Below are 19,768 nucleotides of genomic sequence, written 5' to 3'. Positions count from 1 at the left end.
CCATGAAGGCATTGTGTTTATGTCTGCGCGAAAGCGCAGAGGGCGTCGTGCACCCTTTTTTGGCCCTGCTCGTCGGGCTGATGATGATCTGCGACGCCGGGGCGGTGACCTCCCAGTCCTTCAGGGTGAGCGCGACGGTAGTACCAGGGTGCTCGGTGAGTACCGGCACGGGCGGGCGCTTTGGGACGCTGGATTTTGGAACCCGTAACGGCGTGGACAACACGCCGGTCAGCACCAGCTTTGTCGCCGACGGCGCGTTGTCCATCGCCTGCACGCCGGGCGTGGCGCTGAGCATGAGCATTGACGGCGGCCAGAATTACAGCTCGGTGCGACGGATGACGCGTTCAGGCGGGACCGAAGTTGTTGGTTACCGGCTCTACAGCAGCAGCTCTCTGGCGGCGAACAGCGAAATTGGGGTTAACCAGGCCATACCGATTACGTATACCAACAGCAATAACATCGCGCTGCCTCTTTTTGGCGTCGCGCTCCTGACGGGGTTTAGCCTGCCGGGAACATATTCAGATCAACTCACCGTGACCTTGTCATGGTAGGAAAGGGAGAACATCGATGAAGCCATTTTTCAGGCGATCAGGCCTGGTGGGTCTGTTGGGGGCAACGGCTCTGGCAGCGGGCCAGGCGCAGGCAGCGGCAACCATTCTTTTGTGGCCCATCGATCCGTGGCTTTCGGCAGAGGCCAGAGCAACTGAATTGTGGATCCAGAATCAGGGCAACAGCGCCACGACAATGCAGGTGCGTATTGTGCGCTGGAAGCAGGAGGGCGGATATGAGCGTTACACCGCCCAGCAGGATGTGGTTGCCAGCCCGCCGATCGTGACCATCGCCAAAGGCAGTAAACAGCTTATTCGCCTGATCAAGCAGGGGACGATCCCGTCGGGGGTTGAGCAGGCCTACCGCATTATTGTGGATGAAATTCCCCAGCCGGATGCCAAAGCGGAACCGTCCATGGGCCTCAAACTGCAAATGCGCTATTCGATTCCTTTATTTGTTTATGGGCAGGGGATCCCCACCCTCAACGAAGGGGCGCACCACGCGCTGGCGAACACGCAACAGCTGAGCTGGCGGGTCGTTCAGGAGGGGGGGAAACCCGCGCTTCAGGTCCGTAATCAGGGGGATGTGCACGTCCGGCTCAGCCAGGTTGCGGTTGAGCAGGGCGGGCAAAAACGCACGGTTGCCGAGGGGCTGCTGGGTTATGTGCTGCCAGGCAGCACCCGAAGCTGGCCGCTTCCGGCTGGGATTTATCAGCCGAACCGGATGAGCGCGCAAATTAATGCCAGGGATACGCAATGGCAATCGACGCCCGTCAACTGAAACCGGCGATGATGATCCTGCTTTGCGTCAGTACCAGCGCCTTTGCCGAAACCGGCGACGACAGTTTACCGCCGCCGCCGGATGCACGGACGATAAACGGCGAAGCAGTATTCCAGCTCGCCCTGGTGCTGAACCACTATGACACGGGTCTGGTGGTGCCGGTGACGCAGCGTGAGGGCGCCTGGTTTATTTCGGGCGCGGATTTGCTCCGCGCCGGGCTGCCGCCCGCGCATGTGCCAGCCGGAGAGGTGAATCTCTCGACGCTTACGTCGGTACGCGCAGAGTACGACAGTACGGCCCAGCGCCTGTTGCTGACGGTCCCCCGGGACTGGGTCGCGGCGCGGATCACGCCGTTCAGCGAACAGAGCACGCAAAGCAAACCGCACTATGGCCGCGGCGCGCTGCTCAATTACGACGTTTATACCAACCATTCCGAACACACGGGCGGCCAGGCGTCGGTCTGGCACGAGTTCCGCTATTTCAATGAGGATTATTCATTTTCATCGACGGGTTACGCCCGGCAGAATTTCACCGGTAACAGCGGACAGCAGGAAGGGTACGTGCGTTATGACTCTACGTTACTGATCACCAACGAAGAGGATGCCACCACCTGGTCCGCCGGGGACGTCATCAGCGATGCGCTGAGCTGGAGCACCAGCGTGCGCATGGGCGGGATCAGCTACGGGCGCGACTTCTCCCTGCGTCCGGATCTGGTGACCTGGCCGCTGCCGGCGTTTTCCGGCGAGGCGGCTGTCCCGACCTCGGTCGATCTCTTTATTAACGGCTACCGTTCCGGCTCCACCCGCCTTCAGCCGGGGCCGTTTACCCTCACCAATCTGCCGTATATCAACGGTGCTGGCGATGCAGTACTGGTTACCACTGATGCGCTGGGTCGTCAGGTGAGTACCACGCTGCCGTTTTATGTCAGCAGCGATCTGCTTAAGCAGGGGTTAAGCGACGGCGCCGTGACGCTGGGCAGCCTGCGGCGTAACTACGGTATTGAGAATTTTGACTATGGCCCGGCGGCGGGCAGCGGATCGTACCGCTACGGGGTGACCGACTGGCTGACGCTGGAGGGGCATGCGGAAGGGGCGGAGTCGCTGGCGCTTGGCGGCGCGGGCACGGTACTGAAGCTCGGGCGTTTTGGCGTGGTAAATACCTCGTGGACCCAAAGCCGCATGCGCGGCGATAGCGGCGGCCAGATAAACTGGGGCTATCAATACAACACCAGCGAGTTTAGCGTAGCGACCCAGCATACCCGACGTGATCGTGGTTTTGGCAATCTCGCCCTGTACGATCAGCCCACCGTTTATGATGAAAATGATAACCCCGTTGCCAGCCTGAGCCGCAATACCGACCAGTATTCCTTAACCTTTAACCTCGGCGGATACGGCAATATCGGCGCGGCGTGGATCGGCGTTGAGAGTTTTGACCGCCAGAAAACTGAGCTGCTCAACCTCTCCTGGAGCCGTAATATGTGGGGCTCAAGCAGTATTTATCTGGCTGCCAGCCGTGACCAGCAGCGGGGCGACTGGACGGTTGCGCTGTCGTTGCAGGTTCCCCTCGGCGAACGTGACAGCGCCGCCGTCACCTTTGAAAACACCCCTGACGCAGGCAGCACTCAACGCATTAACTACAACCACTCGATGCCTTCAGACGGCGGCTTTAGCTGGAACATGGCCTGGGCCAACCAGTCGCGGTCGAGTAACTATCAGCAGGCCACGCTCGGCTGGCGGAATAACAACGTGGAGCTACAGGGCGGCGGCTATGGTGAGAAGGGCATGATGACCTGGTGGGGCGAGGCGATGGGCTCTGTCGTGCTGATGGACGGTGAGCTGTTTGCGGCGAACAAAATCAACGATGCGTTTGTGGTGATCAGCACCGATGGACATCCGGATGTTCCCGTCAGCTACGAAAACCAGCCGGTCGGAAAAACCAATAACAAAGGCTATCTGCTGGTGAGCGGCGTTTCCGCCTATTACCCGGCAAGTTACCGCATTGATACCCTGAACTTACCCGCGGATACCCGGCTGAAAGAGACCGAGCGTCGGGTGGCGATTCGTCGGCATAACGGTTATCTGGTGGATTTCCCGATGGAGCAGGAGCGGGTTGCCAGCGTGATCCTGCACGATGCGCAGGGCAATGCGATCCCGGTAGGAAGCCAGGTCAGACGCGCATCCCGGAGCAGCGCGGTTGTCGGCTACGACGGCCTCGCCTGGCTGGAAAACCTCAACGATGTGAATCCGCTCGAGGTCATCACCCCGGAGGGTAAACGCTGTACGGCAACGCTGACCGTTGGCGCAAACCCTGAGCATAAGCTGCAAACTTACGGTCCGCTGACCTGTCGGGAGGCGCCGTGAGACGCCTGTTAATCGCGCTCCTGCTGCTGTGCTCCGGCGGCAGCTGGGCGGCCTGTACCGTCAGTACGGTGAATGCCTCGTTTGGCAGCGTCACCTCGTTCGCACTCAGCGGTACCGGGGAAGTGGAAACGACGGGCACGCTGGTGGTGACCTGCGATACTGTTCTCAACCTGTTAACCAACGACTCGGTGACGCTGAATTACACCTCGGCATCCGTCTTCGCGAATAGCCGGGCGACCATGAAGCGTACGGACAACGCGGCTATTACCGATGTCATCCCTGCGCGGCTGTGCGGGGCGTCCGGCTGCGGCGGAAACAGTGAAGTACAAATCAGCAAAGCTTATACCTGGAACGGAAATACACTGCTCGGGCTGCTGGGTTCAAGGCGCTACAACATTCCCCTTTATTTCCGGACCGTAATGGGGCAGAACGTCACCGCCGGGCCGTATCAGGTGTTGTTAACGTTCAGCATTAACTACAACGTGTGCGCCGTTGGCGCGGTCGGAGCGTGCCTGACCCCGCAAACCGGTACGGCAACCACCTCGATCCTCCTCAACATGACCGTCACCAACGATTGCAGCACCATGACCACGCCGGACGTGAATTTTAACAGCGCGCCGCTGGTGCAAAATTTTCCCACCGTTTCACAGTCGGTTGCCGTCACCTGCACCAAAGGCAGCACCTACACCATAGGCATTAATAATGGGGCAAATGCCCTGAACAACGTGCGTCGTATGGTCAGCGGCAGCAACTTCATGAGTTACGACATCTACAAAGAGGCGACCAGCAACCGCTGGGGTAGCAGCGGCAGCGAGCGCTGGGCCAGCGCCAGCTCATCGCAGGTCAGTACGGACGGGCTTTTACGTACCTACAACTACACCGCCAAAGTTCTGACCAGCCAGGCCACGCCGCCTGCCGGAACCTATACCGACACGCTGATTGTCGACGTCGCATTCTGACTCCCGCGCTTTTCCCTTTCGCAAATGTAAAGTTCCTGTGGCCTGTGCCGATAACACCGTTAATAAATCTATGAGAAGGTGTTGTATGTTGAACCGTATCCGCGTTGTCACAATGCTTATGATGGTGCTGGTCATTTTCGCACTTCTTCAGCTTATTTCTGGCGGCCTCTTTTTCTCGTCGTTAAAACAGAACCAGGACAGCTTCGCGGCCTCGAACGATTTGCGAATGCAGCAAAGCGAACTGACCACGACCTGGGATCTGATGTTGCAGACGCGTATCAACCTGAGCCGCTCGTCTGCCCGCATGATGATGGACCCAAATAACCAGCAGAGCAGCGCAAAAACGGAACTGCTGAAGAATGCGCGCGCCACGCTGGCAGACGCGGCGAAACATTACGACGCCTTCAAAAAAATCGCCCCTCAGCCGGCAATGGCGCAGGCGAGCGCGAACATAGATGAAAAATATCAGGCCTACTTCGCCGGCCTCACGGAGCTGGTGCAGTTCCTGGAGAAGGGCAATATGGACGCCTATTTCGCGCAGCCGACCCAGGGAATGCAGAACGCCCTCGGCGCGGCGCTCGGTGAGTACGCTAAAGCCAGCGGCGAGCTTTATCACTCCGCGTTCACGCAAAGCCAGAACGACTACCGTTTCGCGAAATGGCAGTTGGCGGTTCTCGCCCTCGCGCTGGTCATCGTACTGGTGGCCGTGTGGTACGGCATTCGTCATATCCTGCTTAACCCGCTTGGCCGCGTCATTGCCCATATCCGTGATATTGGCCGGGGCGATCTCACGAAAACGCTGACCGTTTCTGGCCGCAATGAGATCACCGAGCTGGCAACCAGCGTCGACCATATGCAGCGTTCGCTGATTGATACCGTCGCCAACGTGCGCGAGGGGGCGGATGCCATTTATACCGGCACGAGTGAAATCGCGATGGGCAACAACGATCTCTCGTCCCGTACCGAACAGCAGGCATCCGCACTGGAAGAGACGGCGGCCAGCATGGAGCAGCTCACCGCGACCGTGAAGCAGAATGCCGACAACGCCCGTCAGGCGTCGCAGCTTGCAGAAAGCGCGTCCGACACCGCCCAGCGCGGCGGTCGGGTGGTCGACGGCGTGGTGAAAACCATGCATGACATTGCCGACAGCTCGAAGAAAATTGCCGACATCATCAGCGTAATCGACGGTATCGCCTTCCAGACCAACATCCTGGCGCTGAACGCGGCCGTTGAAGCGGCGCGTGCGGGCGAGCAGGGGCGCGGGTTTGCCGTGGTTGCCGGCGAAGTGCGTAACCTCGCCAGCCGCAGCGCCAATGCGGCGAAAGAGATCAAAGCCCTGATTGAAGACTCTGTTTCACGCGTGGATACCGGCTCGGTGCTGGTGGAAAGTGCGGGTGAAACCATGAATGACATCGTGAATGCCGTGACGCGCGTGACGGACATCATGGGTGAAATCGCCTCTGCATCGGATGAGCAGAGTCGTGGTATTGACCAGGTCGCCCTGGCGGTATCGGAAATGGATCGTGTGACGCAGCAAAACGCCGCCCTGGTGCAGGAGTCCGCTGCCGCGGCCGCTGCGCTGGAGGACCAGGCGAGCCGCCTGAAAATGGCCGTCTCGGCGTTCCGTCTTACTTCAAAAACGACAAATACGGTCAGCTCGCGGTCGGCGTACAGCGAAGCAACCCCGGCGCCCGTGACGACACGTACGCGCGCAGCGGTGACCGGACAAGATGAAAACTGGGAAACATTTTGACTGACAATTAAACCGCGGCTGCTTGCCGCTTGATGGGAGCGTGGATGTTAAATCGTATTCGTATCTCGACCACACTGTTTTTGATTCTGATCCTGTGTGGGGTTTTGCAGGTTGGCAGTAACGGGTTGTCTTTCTGGGCGTTTCGCGATGGCTATCAGAATTTGCAGGAAGTTGAGACGAGTAATCAGCAGCGCTCCGCACTGGTACAAACGCGTGCCGTGCTGTTGCAGGCAAGCACTGCGCTGAACAAAGCAGGGACGTTAACCGCGCTGAGCTATCCGCCGGAGGATATTAAGGCGCTGATGGTCGTGGCCCGCAGCAGCCTGAAGCAGGCCGACGCGCAGTTTAAGGCCTTTACGGCGCAGGAGGCGGTCAGTGAGAAAGAGAAAGCGCTGAAAGTCGCCATGAAAAAGACCTTTGATGTGTGGTACGGCGATCTCGACCATCAGGCGACGTGGCTGGAGAACAACCAGCTTTCTGACTTCCTGACCGCGCCGGTGCAGGCGTCTCAGGCGGCGTTCGACGGCAGCTTTAACGCCTGGCAGCAGGATATTAACCAGTTTGTGGCGCGTGCCGGTGCGGACAGCCGTACCAGCTACCGCATGTCAGGGGCGATTTTCCTGACCATGGTGATCCTGGCCGCCCTGCTGACCGGCGGCTCGCTGTGGTGGTCGCGCAAAATGATCGTCCAGCCGCTGGCCATCGTCAGCAGCCACTTCGACAGTATGGCGAAGGGCGATCTGGCGCGTCCGGTGGCCGTGTATGGCAGGAATGAAATATCAGCGATTTTCGCCAGCCTGAAGGCGATGCAGGGGTCGCTGCGGGAAACGGTAAGCAACGTTCGCCAGGGCAGTTACGCCATGCATACCGGGATCTCCGAGATTGCGGCAGGCAATAACGATCTCTCATCCCGCACCGAACAGCAGGCGGCATCGCTGGCGCAGACGGCGGCCAGCATGGAGCAGCTGACCGCGACGGTAAGCCAGAACGCCGATAACGCGCGTCAGGCGTCCGACTTGTCAAAACAGGCGGCGATGACGGCGAAACGTGGGGGCGATCAGGCCTCTCACGTCGCCAGTACGATGCAGGAGATTGCCGCCAGCTCGCAGAAAATTGGCGACATTATCAGCGTCATCGACGGGATCGCGTTCCAGACCAATATTCTGGCGCTGAACGCGGCCGTTGAAGCGGCGCGTGCCGGGGAGCAGGGGCGCGGGTTCGCGGTAGTTGCCGGTGAAGTCCGAAACCTCGCCAGCCGCAGCGCCAATGCGGCGAAAGAGATCAAAGGGCTGATAGAAGAGTCGGTCTCCCGCGTTCAGCAGGGCTCCGCGCTGGTGGATACCGCCGCGCAGACCATGCACGAGATTGTCACCTCCGTGACGCGGGTTAACGACATTATGGGCGAGATTGCCTCGGCGTCTGATGAACAACGCCGTGGTATTGAGCAGGTGGCGCAGGCCGTTACACAGATGGATCAGGTTACGCAGCAGAACGCCTCACTGGTGGAAGAGGCGGCGGCGGCTACCGATCAGCTGGCAAACCAGGCGGATCACCTTACCGGGTTGGTCGCCGTATTTAATGTGAAAGAGCACGTTGAAGCAGTAACAGAAGTCGGACGGTCACAGGCCGTGCCCGTTGTATCCTGAATGTGATTAAGAAGGCGCTATGACATCACCCATGCCCTCAGGGCAAACGTCATTATTGTTGCAGATGACACAGCGCCTCGCGCTGTCCGACGCGCATTTTCGTCGGATATGTCAGTTAATCTACCAGCGTGCGGGGATCGTGCTTGCGGACCATAAGCGAGACATGGTCTACAACCGGCTGGTGCGGCGCTTGCGTACGCTGGGGCTGGATGATTTTGGCCGCTATCTGAGCATGCTCGAAGCGAACCAGAACAGCGCCGAATGGCAGGCATTTATCAACTCATTAACCACCAACCTGACCGCGTTTTTCCGCGAGGCGCATCACTTCCCGGTGCTGGCGGAACACGCCCGTCGCCGTAGCGGAGAGTATCGCGTCTGGAGCGCGGCGGCCTCTACCGGGGAAGAGCCGTACTCGCTGGCCATCACCCTGGCGGACACCCTGGGCATGGCGCCGGGCCGCTGGAAAGTGTACGCCAGCGACATCGACACGGAAGTGCTGGAAAAAGCCCGTAACGGCGTTTATCGCCAGGATGAGCTTAAAACGCTGTCTCCTCAGCAGCTACAGCGTTACTTCATGCGCGGTACCGGCCCGCATGAAGGACTGGTGCGCGTACGCCAGGAGCTGGCGAACTGCGTGGAATTTGCTCCCGTTAATTTACTGGATAAGCAGTACAACGTGCCGGGGCCATTCGACGCCATTTTTTGCCGTAACGTGATGATCTATTTTGATAAAACGACGCAACAGGACATCCTGCGTCGCTTTGTTCCGTTGCTCAAGCCTGACGGTTTACTGTTTGCCGGGCACTCGGAAAACTTCAGCAACCTCGTGCGTGAGTTTAGCCTGCGTGGGCAAACGGTATATGCGCTGAGTAAGGAAAAAGCATGAGTAAAATCAGGGTATTGTCTGTCGATGATTCGGCGCTGATGCGTCAGATCATGACCGAAATCATCAATAGCCACAGCGATATGGAGATGGTGGCGACAGCACCCGATCCGCTGGTCGCGCGGGATTTAATCAAAAAATATAACCCCGACGTGCTGACGCTGGATGTTGAAATGCCGCGCATGGATGGCATCGATTTCCTGGAAAAATTAATGCGCCTGCGCCCGATGCCGGTGGTGATGGTGTCATCTCTGACCGGTAAAGGTTCAGAAATCACCCTGCGCGCGCTGGAGCTGGGGGCGGTGGATTTTGTCACCAAGCCGCAGCTCGGCATTCGCGAGGGGATGCTGGCGTACAGCGAGATGATCGCCGAGAAAATCCGTACCGCGTCGCGCGCAAAACTCGCGGCCCACAAGCCGATGGCAGCTCCGGCAACCCTGAAGGCAGGGCCGTTACTCAGCTCGGAAAAGTTGCTGGTCATTGGGGCGTCAACCGGAGGAACAGAGGCAATTCGCCATGTACTCCAGCCATTGCCGCTCTCAAGCCCGGGTATCCTGATTACGCAACATATGCCGCCAGGGTTTACCCGTTCGTTCGCGGAGCGCCTGAATAAGCTGTGCCAGATCAGCGTGAAAGAGGCGGAAGACGGCGAGCGCGTGCTGCCGGGTCACGCCTATATCGCCCCGGGTGACAAGCACATGGAGCTGGCGCGCAGCGGGGCGAACTATCAAATCAAAATTCATGACGGGCCGCCGGTTAACCGGCACCGTCCGTCGGTGGATGTGCTGTTTCATTCGGTGGCGAAACATGCGGGGCGCAACGCCGTTGGGGTGATCCTGACGGGAATGGGCAACGACGGCGCCGCCGGAATGCTTGCGATGCACCAGGCTGGCGCCTGGACGATTGCGCAGAATGAAGCAAGTTGTGTGGTGTTCGGCATGCCGCGCGAGGCCATCAATATGGGTGGCGTAAGCGAAGTGGTCGATCTTAGCCAGGTAAGCCAGCAGATGCTGGCGAAAATCAGTGCCGGACAGGCAATACGTATTTGACTCAGGAGTATTATTTTATGGCGGATAAAGAGCTTAAGTTTTTGGTTGTGGATGACTTTTCCACCATGCGTCGCATTGTGCGCAACCTGCTGAAAGAGCTGGGCTTCAACAATGTTGAAGAAGCAGAAGACGGGGTGGATGCGCTGAACAAACTCCAGGCTGGCGGGTTTGGTTTTGTGATTTCCGACTGGAACATGCCGAACATGGACGGTCTCGAACTGCTGAAAACCATCCGCGCGGATGCAGGCATGGCCTCTCTGCCGGTGCTGATGGTGACCGCAGAAGCGAAGAAAGAGAACATTATTGCCGCTGCACAGGCGGGCGCAAGCGGCTACGTGGTGAAGCCATTCACCGCGGCGACTCTGGAAGAGAAGCTCGGGAAGATCTTCGAGAAACTCGGCATGTGAGGTGATGGATATGTTGCAACCTGCTATGAAACCCGTTGAAGAACATTCGCCGAGCGACATTATTGCCCGCATTGGTAGCCTGACCCGCATGCTGCGCGACAGCCTGCGTGAGCTGGGGCTGGACCAGGCTATCGCCGAAGCGGCGGAAGCCATCCCTGACGCGCGCGACCGTCTGGACTACGTCGTACAGATGACCGCGCAGGCGGCCGAGCGTGCGCTGAACAGCGTTGAAGCCTCGCAGCCGCACCAGGATGCGATGGAGAAGGGGGCGAAAGCGCTGAGCAAACGCTGGGATGAGTGGTTTGAGAACCCTATTGAGCTGGCGGATGCCCGCGAACTGGTAACGGATACCCGTCAGTACCTGGGTGACGTGCCGGGGCACACCAGCTTCACCAATGCCCAACTGCTGGACATCATGATGGCACAGGATTTCCAGGACCTCACCGGCCAGGTGATCAAGCGCATGATGGATGTGATTCAGGAGATTGAACGTCAGCTGCTGATGGTGCTGCTGGAGAACATACCGGAACCGGCTGCCCGTCCGAAACGCGAGAACGAAAGCCTGCTCAATGGTCCACAGCTTGACACCAGCAAAGCGGGCGTGGTGGCAAGCCAGGATCAGGTGGACGATCTGCTGGACAGTCTTGGTTTCTGATTGCCCGTTCTGCCTCAGGTCGTTAACGCGGCCTGAGGCAGCTCAGAATAAAAACAGCGAAAAGAGCCCGAATAAACGGGCTTTTCCCGCCATTGGATTTTCTCTGCGCTGGCATGATACCCGTGAATTAATGGGCTGCGAGCAGGCACAGTGGCAGAAGAGAACGACGACAAAACAGAAGCCCCCACACCCCACCGACTTGAAAAAGCCCGTGAGGATGGGCAGATCCCCCGATCCCGAGAGCTGACATCCCTGCTGATCCTGGTGGTGGGCGTCTGCATAATCTGGTGGGGCGGGGAGATGCTCGCCCGCAGACTGGCGGGAATGCTTTCTGCTGGCCTACGTTTTGATCACAGCATGGTCAATGACCCCAATCTGATCCTCATTCAGATCATCAACCTTGTGAAAAGCGCGATGCTCGCCTTGCTGCCGCTGATCGCGGGCGTGGTCATCGTGGCCCTGGTTTCGCCGGTCATGCTCGGTGGCCTGGTGTTCAGCGGAAAATCGCTGCAACCGAAATTCTCTAAGCTCAATCCGTTCCCCGGCATTGCGAAAATGTTTTCCGCGCAAACCGGGGCTGAGCTTCTTAAAGCGATCCTGAAATCGCTTCTTATGGGCAGTACCGCCGGGTTTTTTCTGTGGCACCACTGGCCGGAGATGATGCGCCTCATCAGCGAGTCCCCGATGACGGCGATGAAGAATGCCCTGAACCTGGTCGGGTTATGCTCGCTGCTGGTGGTACTCAGCATTATTCCGATGGTGGCGTTCGACGTTATCTTCCAGATCTATTCCCATATCAAAAAGCTGCGAATGTCGCGTCAGGACATCCGCGATGAATATAAACAGATGGAAGGCGACCCGCACGTTAAGGGCCGTATCCGCCAGATGCAGCGTGCCGCCGCGCGTCGGCGCATGATGGAAGATGTGCCGAAAGCCGACGTCATCGTCACCAACCCGACTCACTACTCCGTGGCGCTTCAGTACGACGAAAACAAAATGAGCGCGCCGAAAGTGGTGGCGAAAGGGGCCGGGCTGATTGCGCTGCGCATTCGTGAAATTGCCACGGAAAACCGTGTGCCGATCCTGGAAGCACCGCCGCTGGCTCGCGCGCTGTATCGCCACGCGGAAATTGGACAACAGATCCCGGGCCAGCTCTACGCCGCTGTCGCAGAGGTACTGGCCTGGGTGTGGCAACTGAAACGCTGGCGTTTAGCGGGCGGTCAACGACCTGTAAAACCTGAGAACCTGCCGGTGCCTGAAGCACTGGATTTTTTGAACGAGAAGGACACTGATGGCTAATCTGGTGGCAATGTTGCGCCTGCCCGGCAACCTGAAATCGACGCAATGGCAGATCCTTGCCGGACCGATTCTGATCCTGCTAATTCTGTCGATGATGGTGCTGCCGTTACCGGCATTTATCCTCGACCTGCTTTTCACCTTCAACATTGCGTTGTCCATCATGGTGTTGCTGGTGGCGATGTTCACCCAGCGCACGCTGGAGTTCGCCGCGTTTCCAACGATCCTGCTGTTCACCACGCTGCTGCGCCTGGCGCTGAACGTTGCCTCCACGCGTATCATCCTGATGGAAGGGCACACCGGCGCGGCGGCGGCGGGCAAGGTGGTCGAAGCCTTCGGTCACTTCCTGGTGGGCGGCAACTTCGCCATCGGTATCGTGGTGTTCGTCATTCTGGTGATTATCAACTTCATGGTTATCACTAAAGGGGCGGGGCGTATCGCTGAAGTGGGCGCGCGCTTCGTGCTCGACGGGATGCCGGGCAAGCAGATGGCCATCGACGCCGACCTGAATGCCGGGCTGATCGCGGAAGATGAAGCGAAAAAACGCCGTGCCGAAGTGACCCAGGAGGCAGATTTCTACGGCTCCATGGACGGTGCGAGTAAGTTTGTGCGCGGTGACGCCATCGCGGGCATTCTGATCATGGTGATTAACGTCGTCGGCGGCCTGCTCGTCGGCGTGCTGCAACACGGCATGGACATGGGCCACGCGGCGGAAAGCTATACGCTGCTGACCATTGGTGACGGTCTGGTGGCGCAGATCCCGGCGCTGGTGATCTCCACCGCGGCGGGCGTGATTGTGACTCGCGTCAGTACCGATCAGGACGTGGGCGAGCAGATGGTGGGGCAGCTCTTCAGCAACCCGCGCGTTATGCTGCTCTCCGCGGCGGTGCTGGGCCTGCTCGGTATGGTGCCGGGCATGCCAAACCTGGTATTCCTGCTGTTCACCGCTGCGCTGCTGGGGCTTGCCTGGTGGATGCGTGGCCGGGAAACGCAGCCTAAGGCAGAGCCTGCGCCGGTCAAAATGCCTGAGAACACCCAGGCGGTGGAAGCCACCTGGAACGACGTACAGCTCGAAGATTCGCTGGGGATGGAAGTGGGGTACCGCCTGATCCCGATGGTGGATTTCCAGCAGGATGGTGAGCTGCTTGGCCGTATCCGCAGCATTCGTAAAAAATTCGCCCAGGATATGGGCTTCCTGCCGCCGGTGGTCCACATCCGGGACAATATGGATCTCCCGCCCGCGCGCTACCGCATCCTGATGAAAGGGGTGGAAATCGGCAGCGGTGATGCGTACCCCGGCCGCTGGCTGGCGATTAACCCGGGCACCGCCGCAGGCACGTTGCCGGGTGAGCAGACGACCGACCCGGCCTTTGGTCTGGCGGCAATCTGGATTGAGAGCGCCCTGAAAGAGCAGGCGCAGATCCAGGGTTACACGGTCGTTGAGGCCAGTACCGTGGTGGCGACGCACCTCAACCACCTGATTGGCCAGTTCTCTGCGGAACTGTTTGGTCGTCAGGAGGCGCAGCAGTTGCTCGACCGCGTAACGCAGGAGATGCCGAAGCTGACCGAAGATTTGGTGCCGGGCGTGCTGACCTTAACCACCCTGCATAAAGTGCTGCAAAATCTGCTCGACGAGAAGGTGCCCATTCGCGATATGCGTACCATCCTTGAAACGCTGGCCGAACATGCGCCGCTGCAAAGCGATCCGCACGAATTGACGGCGGTGGTGCGCGTGGCGCTCGGACGCGCCATTACCCAGCAATGGTTCCCGGGAACCGGCGAAGTGCAGGTTATTGGCCTGGATACGCCGCTGGAACGTCTGCTGCTTCAGGCGTTGCAGGGCGGTGGCGGGCTGGAGCCGGGTCTGGCGGACAGATTACTGGCGCAAACCCAGGAGGCGCTGGCGCGTCAGGAGATGCTGGGCGCGCCGCCGGTGCTGCTGGTGAATCACGCGCTGCGTCCGTTGCTGTCGCGCTTCCTGCGCCGGAGCCTGAACCAGCTGGTGGTGCTGTCGAATATGGAGCTGTCCGATAACCGCAATATTCGCATGACGGCGACCATTGGAGGGAAATAATGCGTAAGTGGCTGTGGATCTTACTTTTCCCGCTGGCGGCGCAGGCCGCTGGCGAGGGGGCATGGCAGGCCAGCAGTATCGGCTTAACGCTCAACCATCGGGGGGAGTCGATCTCCTCCCGTCCGCTGTCCGCCACTGAGCCCGTGTCCGGGCTGATGACGCTGGTGGCCTGGAATTACACCCTGACGGGACCCACACCGGCCGGGTTACGGGTGCGGCTGTGCTCGCTGACCCGCTGCGCGGAAATCGAGGGACAAAGTGGCACCACCCAGGCCTTCAACGGGGTGTCTGCTCAGGAGCCTTTACGCTTTATCTGGGAAGTGCCAGGCGGTGGACGTCTCATCCCGGCGCTGAAGGTTCAGCGCAACGAGGTGCTCGTCAACTACCGCTAACTGCCCGCCTTTTCGCCAGTCTCCAGGCATTTCTGAAGGCTGGCTCGCAAAAATGACCTTCCCTTTTGATACAAAAGAAACGCTGTTTTATAAATCAGTGACACGCGTATTGACACTCTTTGCGTTTTTGCCATTCACCACTTTGTGATGGCAGAAACAGAAAGGTATCAACAGGTCGATACTTTTACTGTAGCCGTGTAAAAACTCCCGGACGAGGTTGCTTACAGGGAGTCTCCCAAAACTGATTAGGGTTGACGGCAATGAAAACACGTAAAATTGGACTCGCAAATTATTTTGCTTACGGGTCAGGGGACTTCCTCGGGGCGGGGACTACCGCCCTGACGGCCGCCTGGCTTTTGTATTTTTATACCACCTTCTGTGGACTCACACCGATTGAAGCAACCTTTATCTTCGCCGCCGCAAGGGTGCTGGATGCGGTTGTCAGCCCGTTAATGGGCTTTTTGACCGATAACTTTGGCACCACCTGGCTGGGCAAGCGTTTTGGCCGTCGTAAGTTCTTCATCCTGCTCGGTATTCCCTGCGTTTTCAGCTACTCGCTGATGTGGGTAGGGGACATGAGTTTCTGGTACTACCTGCTGACCTATCTGATCTTTGATATCGTCTACACCATGATCCTGGTGCCGTACGAAACGCTGGTGCCGGAGATGACGGACGATTTCAAACAGAAAACAAAATTCTCCGGGGCGCGAATCTCTATGGCGCAGATGTCCGCCATTCTGGCCTCCTTCCTGCCGGGGATCCTGCTCACGCATTTCGGCAAAGACAACGCGATCTCCTTCTTCTATGCAAGCCTGGTCTTCTCCGTACTCTGCGCGCTGATGCTTACTTTCGTCTGGTTCTTCACCTGGGAGCGTCCGCGGGAAGAGTGGTCTGAAGCGGCCCTGCGTGCCGAGGAAGAGAAGAAAAAGCTGACCCTGGGCCAGAGCCTGAACCGTCTTTTTGTCGAATTAAGTTCGACGCTGCGTATCAAGATTTTCCGCCAGCATCTGGGGATGTACCTTGGCGGCTACATCGCCCAGGACGTCTTTAATGCGGTGTTCACCTATTACGTGGTATTTGTGCTGATGCAGGAGGCGTCAATGGCGTCCAACCTGCTGGGCACGATGGCCATCTTCCAGTTCCTCGCCGTGATCGGCATGATCCCGCTGTGCATTCGCTTCGGACCTGCGCCGTCTTACCGCATGGTGGTCGTGCTGTTTGGTCTGGCTTCGCTCTCTTACGCGGTGCTTTATTACGCGGGCCTGAGCGACGTTTACGCTCTGCTGCTGCTGATCTCTGCGGTTGCCGGTCTTGGCCGTGGGGGTATCAACTACGTACCGTGGAATACCTACACCTACATTGCTGACGTGGACGAAGTGATCACCGGTCAGCGTCGCGAAGGGATCTTCGCGGGCATCATGACGCTGACCCGTAAAGCGTCTCAGGCCGGTGCGGTGATGCTGGTGGGGATCGTGATGCAGATGTCGGGCTTTGTCAGCGGGCAAAAAGTGCAGCCTGCGGAAGTGAGCCACACCATTCTGATGATCCTGAGCGTTGGCACTATTCTGGTGCTGTTCTGCGGCTTCCTTGTCTCCCTGCGCTTCAAACTCAATTTGCAGACCCACAGCACCCTGCGTGAAGAGACCGCGAAAATGCGCGAGTCCGGCCATGCGATGCCAGAGGCGGTGACCCCGCAGGCCCGCGCCACCGTGGAGATGCTGGCCGGGATGCCGTATGAATCCCTGTGGGGCAACAACAATATCGGTTATCTGAATCGCAATAAGCCGGCGGCCCCTTCGCTGAAGGATCGCGCGGTACTGAATTCGACATACAACAGAGGTTAAGATGATGAAAGTTTGGCCTGTCAAACATAGCCCGTTACTGCGTCAGCCTGAGCGCTTTATCGCCAGGGATGAGCTGAAATCGCTGATTCAAAAGGTGACGCATAACCTGGTCAATATCCACGACAAAACGGGTGAGTTTTTGCTGCGGCTGGACGACGGGCGCGTGATCGACACCAAAGGCTGGGCCGGATGGGAATGGACCCACGGCGTCGGTTTATACGGTATCTGGCAGTATTACTGCCAGACCGGTGACGAAGGCATGCGCGAGATTATCGACAGCTGGTTTGCTGACCGTTTCGCTGAAGGCGCAACCACCAAAAACGTGAATACCATGTCGCCGTTCCTGACGCTGGCGTATCGCTACGAAGAGACCAAAAACCCGGCCTGGCTGCCGTGGCTGGAAAGCTGGGCGGAATGGGCGATGAATGAGATGCCGCGCACCGAACATGGCGGCATGCAGCACATCACCCTGGCGGAAGAGAACCATCAGCAGATGTGGGATGACACGCTGATGATGACGGTGCTGCCGCTGGCGAAAATCGGCAAGCTGCTGAACAAGCCGGAGTACGTCGAGGAGGCGATCTATCAGTTCCTGCTCCACGTACAGAACCTGATGGATCGGGAGACCGGGCTGTGGTTCCACGGCTGGAATTACGACGGCAATCACAACTTTGCCCGGGCCCGCTGGGCGCGCGGCAACAGCTGGCTGACCATCGTGATCCCGGATTTCCTCGAGCTGGTGGATCTGCCGGAAAACAACGCCGTTCGTCGCTATCTGGTGCAGGTACTGAACGCGCAGATCGCCGCACTGGCAAAATGTCAGGACGAGAGCGGATTGTGGCATACGCTGCTGGACGATCCTGATTCTTATCTGGAGGCGTCGGCCACGGCAGGGTTTGCCTACGGCATTCTGAAAGCCGTGCGCAAGCGTTATGTCGGCGCAGAGTACGCAGAGGTGGCGGAGAAAGCGATTCGCGGCATCGTGCAAAACATCTCGCCGGAAGGGGAGCTGCTGCAAACGTCCTTCGGGACGGGGATGGGAAGCGATCTGGCGTTTTACCGCCAGATACCGCTGACCTCGATGCCGTATGGCCAGGCAATGGCGATTCTGTGTCTGACGGAATATTTGCGGAAATATTTCTGATAATAAAAAACCCGGCGCTCGCCGGGTTTCTTTTTTACATACGTTCTACGGTTTCGATACCCAGGGTATCCAGACCGAGCTTCAGTGTCTTCGCCGTCAGCTGCGCCAGCTTCAGGCGGCTGTGACGCACCGCTTCGCTCTCAGCAGAGAGGATAGGGCAGTGTTCGTAGAAGCCAGAGAACAGACCGGCCAGATCGTACAGGTATGCACACATAACGTGCGGCGTACCGTCACGCGCGACCACGGAGAGCGTCTCTTCGAACTGAAGCAGGCGGGCAGCCAGCTGTGCTTCACGATCTTCGGTAAGGGTCACCGTGGCATTCGCCAGCACGCTTTCGTCGATATTGGCTTTACGGAAGACGGAGAGTACGCGGGTATAAGCGTACTGCATGTATGGCGCCGTGTTGCCTTCAAACGCCAGCATATTGTCCCAGTCGAAGATATAGTCGGTGGTACGGTTCTTGGAGAGATCCGCGTATTTCACCGCGCCGATCCCAACCGCGTTAGCCAGTTTCTCCAGCTCGTCAGCAGGCATATCCGGGTTCTTCTCGGCCACCAGGCGACGCGCGCGTTCCAGCGCTTCATCCAGCAGATCGGAAAGCTTCACGGTGCCGCCCGCACGGGTTTTGAACGGCTTACCGTCTTTACCCAGCATCATGCCGAACATGTGATGTTCCAGCGGCACGGAATTCGGCACATAACCCGCTTTACGCACGATAGTCCACGCCTGCATCAGGTGCTGGTGCTGACGGGAGTCGATGTAATACAGCACGCGATCCGCATGCAGGGTTTCGTAACGGTATTTCGCACAGGCGATGTCGGTGGTGGTGTAGAGATAGCCGCCATCCTTTTTCTGGACGATCACACCCATCGGTTCGCCTTCCTTGTTTTTATACTCATCAAGGAACACCACCGTTGCGCCTTCGCTTTCCACCGCCAGATTTTTAGCTTTCAGGTCCGCCACAATGCCTGGCAGCATCGGGTTATACAGGCTTTCACCCATCACGTCGTCACGGGTCAGGGTCACGTTCAGACGGTTATAGGTGAGCTGATTCTGGGACATGGTAATGTCCACCAGCTTGCGCCACATCTCGAGGAAGTACGGGTCGCCGCCTTGAAGTTTCACCACGTAGCTGCGCGCGCGCTCGGCGAAGGCTTCATCTTCGTCATAGTGCTTTTTAGCTTCACGGTAGAAACCTTCCAGGTCTGCCAGCGCCATTTCGCCTGCGTTTTCCTGCTGCTGCTTTTCCAGATACGCGATCAGCATGCCGAACTGCGTGCCCCAGTCGCCTACGTGGTTAGCGCGGATCACCTTGTGACCAAGGAACTCCAGGGTACGCACCGCCGCGTCACCGATGATGGTGGAGCGCAGGTGACCGACGTGCATCTCTTTCGCCACGTTTGGCGCGGAGTAGTCAACCACCACGGTCTGCGCTTCTGGCTGAGCCACGCCCAGACGGTCAGACTTCAGCGCCGCGTCAACGTGGCTTGCCAGGAACGCAGGCTCAAGGAAAATGTTGATAAAGCCTGGACCGGCGATTTCGGTTTTGCTGGCGATGCCGGTGAGATCCAGATGCGTCAGTACCTGCTCAGCGAGCTGTCGCGGCGGCATGCCCAGTTTTTTAGCCACTGCCATCACGCCATTAGCCTGATAGTCGCCAAACTGTACTTTCGCTGACTGACGAACCTGTGGTTCGCAATCCGCAGGCGCACCTGCGGCAATCAGTGCCTGACTGACTTTTTCTGAGAGAAGAGCCTGAATATTCACCTGGATACCTTACGTTTTTGATGCGGGTAAAAAACACCCACGCCAGTTTAAGAATTTAGGGCGGGAGTATACTGCAAATGCCTTCGGGCGTCAGCCCTGCGGGGGGCGAAGATCGCTCAGAATCCAGGCGAAGACGGTATGCATAATCATGCAGTCGAAAAAACCGTGATTCTGCGGTTGGTCGACAGAGGGCAACAGAGTAAATTAGC

Annotated in this window: 16 protein-coding genes; 15 read left to right on the top strand and 1 reads right to left on the bottom strand. The window is 58.4% G+C overall.

What is annotated here, in order from left to right; all coding sequences use genetic code 11:
* The first annotated feature begins 2 nt into the window (after nucleotides 1-2).
* The 15 genes from ACOTWU_RS08750 to ACOTWU_RS08680 all read left to right on the top strand — a co-directional run bounded on the left by ACOTWU_RS08750 (nucleotide 3) and on the right by ACOTWU_RS08680 (nucleotide 17,791).
* On the top strand, nucleotides 3-551 hold the full coding sequence (locus ACOTWU_RS08750; protein WP_017384414.1) for a Csu type fimbrial protein: 549 nt from the start codon (nucleotides 3-5) through the stop codon (nucleotides 549-551).
* 16 nt (nucleotides 552-567) lie between these two features.
* Nucleotides 568-1,329, top strand: coding sequence for a fimbrial biogenesis chaperone (locus ACOTWU_RS08745; protein ID WP_015570266.1), 762 nt, complete (start codon nucleotides 568-570; stop codon nucleotides 1,327-1,329).
* Entirely contained in the window at nucleotides 1,305-3,689 is a 2,385-nt protein-coding gene (locus ACOTWU_RS08740; protein ID WP_421625762.1) for a fimbria/pilus outer membrane usher protein, read from the top strand. Before ACOTWU_RS08745 ends, ACOTWU_RS08740 begins: the two co-directional genes overlap by 25 nt.
* Entirely contained in the window at nucleotides 3,686-4,648 is a 963-nt protein-coding gene (locus ACOTWU_RS08735; protein ID WP_039270532.1) for a Csu type fimbrial protein, read from the top strand. Before ACOTWU_RS08740 ends, ACOTWU_RS08735 begins: the two co-directional genes overlap by 4 nt.
* Before the next feature lie 85 nt (nucleotides 4,649-4,733).
* Nucleotides 4,734-6,401 carry a methyl-accepting chemotaxis protein II gene (gene tar, locus ACOTWU_RS08730; protein WP_126498671.1) on the top strand — a complete coding sequence of 556 codons (1,668 nt, stop codon included), beginning with the start codon at nucleotides 4,734-4,736 and terminating at the stop codon, nucleotides 6,399-6,401.
* A gap of 44 nt (nucleotides 6,402-6,445) precedes the next feature.
* Entirely contained in the window at nucleotides 6,446-8,047 is a 1,602-nt protein-coding gene (gene tap / locus ACOTWU_RS08725) for a methyl-accepting chemotaxis protein IV (protein ID WP_126498670.1), read from the top strand.
* Nucleotides 8,048-8,066: 19 nt separating this feature from the next.
* Nucleotides 8,067-8,933: a protein-glutamate O-methyltransferase CheR gene (gene cheR / locus ACOTWU_RS08720; RefSeq protein WP_017384409.1), complete on the top strand. Its 867-nt coding sequence runs from the start codon at nucleotides 8,067-8,069 to the stop codon at nucleotides 8,931-8,933.
* The gene (locus ACOTWU_RS08715) at nucleotides 8,930-9,979 is read left to right on the top strand and encodes a protein-glutamate methylesterase/protein-glutamine glutaminase (protein ID WP_014884341.1); all 1,050 of its coding nucleotides are present in this window, start codon (nucleotides 8,930-8,932) and stop codon (nucleotides 9,977-9,979) included. Before cheR ends, ACOTWU_RS08715 begins: the two co-directional genes overlap by 4 nt.
* Nucleotides 9,980-9,996: 17 nt before the next feature.
* A complete protein-coding gene (gene cheY / locus ACOTWU_RS08710; RefSeq protein WP_000763862.1) occupies nucleotides 9,997-10,386 on the top strand; it encodes a chemotaxis response regulator CheY in 390 nt (129 codons plus the stop codon).
* Nucleotides 10,387-10,396: 10 nt separating this feature from the next.
* Nucleotides 10,397-11,041 (top strand): protein phosphatase CheZ, encoded by a 645-nt coding sequence (cheZ, locus tag ACOTWU_RS08705; protein WP_003859718.1) that lies wholly within the window; start codon nucleotides 10,397-10,399, stop codon nucleotides 11,039-11,041.
* A 150-nt stretch (nucleotides 11,042-11,191) separates the two neighbouring features.
* Nucleotides 11,192-12,340 carry a flagellar biosynthesis protein FlhB gene (gene flhB, locus ACOTWU_RS08700; protein WP_017693236.1) on the top strand — a complete coding sequence of 383 codons (1,149 nt, stop codon included), beginning with the start codon at nucleotides 11,192-11,194 and terminating at the stop codon, nucleotides 12,338-12,340.
* Complete coding sequence (flhA, locus tag ACOTWU_RS08695) at nucleotides 12,333-14,411, top strand: flagellar biosynthesis protein FlhA (protein WP_003859723.1); 2,079 nt, start codon at nucleotides 12,333-12,335, stop codon at nucleotides 14,409-14,411. Before flhB ends, flhA begins: the two co-directional genes overlap by 8 nt.
* Entirely contained in the window at nucleotides 14,411-14,803 is a 393-nt protein-coding gene (gene flhE, locus ACOTWU_RS08690; RefSeq protein ID WP_017384408.1) for a flagellar protein FlhE, read from the top strand. The genes flhA and flhE overlap by 1 nt, the downstream gene beginning before the upstream one ends.
* Before the next feature lie 260 nt (nucleotides 14,804-15,063).
* Nucleotides 15,064-16,647: an MFS transporter gene (locus tag ACOTWU_RS08685; RefSeq protein WP_017693238.1), complete on the top strand. Its 1,584-nt coding sequence runs from the start codon at nucleotides 15,064-15,066 to the stop codon at nucleotides 16,645-16,647.
* A 4-nt stretch (nucleotides 16,648-16,651) separates the two neighbouring features.
* Nucleotides 16,652-17,791 carry a glycoside hydrolase family 88/105 protein gene (locus ACOTWU_RS08680; RefSeq protein ID WP_026080697.1) on the top strand — a complete coding sequence of 380 codons (1,140 nt, stop codon included), beginning with the start codon at nucleotides 16,652-16,654 and terminating at the stop codon, nucleotides 17,789-17,791.
* 34 nt (nucleotides 17,792-17,825) lie between these two features.
* On the opposite strand, the gene argS is transcribed toward ACOTWU_RS08680, so the two are convergent.
* Nucleotides 17,826-19,559 carry an arginine--tRNA ligase gene (argS, locus tag ACOTWU_RS08675; RefSeq protein ID WP_126498669.1) on the bottom strand — a complete coding sequence of 578 codons (1,734 nt, stop codon included), beginning with the start codon at nucleotides 19,557-19,559 and terminating at the stop codon, nucleotides 17,826-17,828.
* Nucleotides 19,560-19,768: the final 209 nt, after the last annotated feature.

Origin of the sequence: Enterobacter cloacae complex sp. GYL001 (genome assembly GCF_049237125.1) — a bacterium.
Taxonomy (GTDB): Bacteria; Pseudomonadota; Gammaproteobacteria; order Enterobacterales; family Enterobacteriaceae; genus Enterobacter; species Enterobacter hormaechei_C.
Note: the sequence above shows the minus strand (reverse complement) of the source record. Positions and strands in the feature narration are given on the sequence as shown.